The organism is Halonotius pteroides (genome assembly GCF_003605635.1).
Classification (GTDB): Archaea; Halobacteriota; Halobacteria; order Halobacteriales; family Haloferacaceae; genus Halonotius; species Halonotius pteroides.
Genome location: NZ_QMDW01000073.1, coordinates 1 through 1,288 on the forward strand (window position 1 = coordinate 1; position 1,288 = coordinate 1,288).

At 68.2% G+C, this 1,288-nt stretch carries 1 protein-coding gene; it reads right to left on the minus strand.

The annotated features are described in order from the left end of the window. Positions 1-13: 13 nt before the first annotated feature. Positions 14-1,288: PAS domain-containing sensor histidine kinase (locus DP106_RS15090; RefSeq protein ID WP_133305192.1), on the minus strand; the 1,275-nt coding region annotated here is incomplete at its 5' end.

The window sequence follows — 1,288 nt, forward strand, 5'->3', positions numbered from 1 at the left end:
CCGACGCAGCCGTTCACACTCCGTCTCGACCGTCCGCCCGACGCAGCCGAAGCGTCACTTCGGACCCACACTCGCAGTCGCCGAACAGGAGCTGGCCGTCGACGCCGCTTACGATCCACCGCGAGAGCCACAGCCCGAGCCCGACGCTGTGATCGAGCTGGGTTATTTCACGAGCGCCGCTGACGACGGCCCGCTCGCGCTCCGGAATGCCGGGACCGTCGTCGGCGACCGTGATGTCGATCCATCCGTCTTCGGCCGTCAGCTCGATGTCGACGGTCGCCGTACCCGGGTGGTGCTCGATGGCGTTTTCGATGAGGTTCTCGATGGCGATCTTCAACAGCTCGTCGGCGACGGCCTCCCCGGAGTCGTCGCTCGAGACCCGTATCGTCGCCTCGGGGTGGCTCGAACGGAACCGCTCGGCGAGATCGGTCACGAGCGGCTCGGGATCGAGTGCGACCCACTGACGGTCGATATCAAGCGCCTGCTGGATACGTCTGACCTGTTCGCCGAGCTTCGAGACGTTCATCGCCCGCTCGTAGATTCGCTCGGCCTGTGTTCGGTACTCCTCCATCGGCGCTTCCTCCGCCAGGATGTTCGCGTAGCCGATAATCGCGGTCATCTCGTTTCGGAGGTTGTGTCGCAGCACGCGATGGAGGACCCGGAGCCGGCGTTCCTGCTCGAGCCGTCCCGTCACGTCGGTGTAGATGCCGAACCCGCGCTCGGCCCCCTCGTGGCGGTAGCTGAACCCCCGAAACAGGAACGTCCGTCGTCCCTCGGCGGTCAGCCGCTCGACCTCGAGCGTCTCGTGGCGCTGTCGGGAGTCGGTCCCGTTCGGCCGTTCGAGCTCCAGGCTGCCCTCTGGCGGGACGATCGCCTCCAGCAACGGCGTGTCGATGACGTCGGCCTCGTCGTAGCCGAACGTCTTCTCGAAGGCGTCGTTGACGCGCCTGACGATCGGTTCGGCGTCGACGAACTCCACGTCGACGACGGCGTCCGGGAGCGCGTCGAAGAGGTGTCCGAACCGCCCCTCGCGGCGATCCCTCCCCGCATCCCCGACGGAGGGGGTCTCGGCATCCGGCACCGAGTCGCTTCGTTTCGACTTTGCCCCGTCGCCGAGGCGTTCGAGCGCTGCCTCGACCAGCGCCGCCAACAGCGCCAACCGCCGGCGCTCGCTCTCCGTGATCGATCCCGCTCCGTCGTCGACGGACAACGCCCCGCGTTCGCCGAGCGCCACCGCCGCCGAACGCGTGACGCCCCCGGCCCCCCCGGAGCCGTCCCCGATGACGAG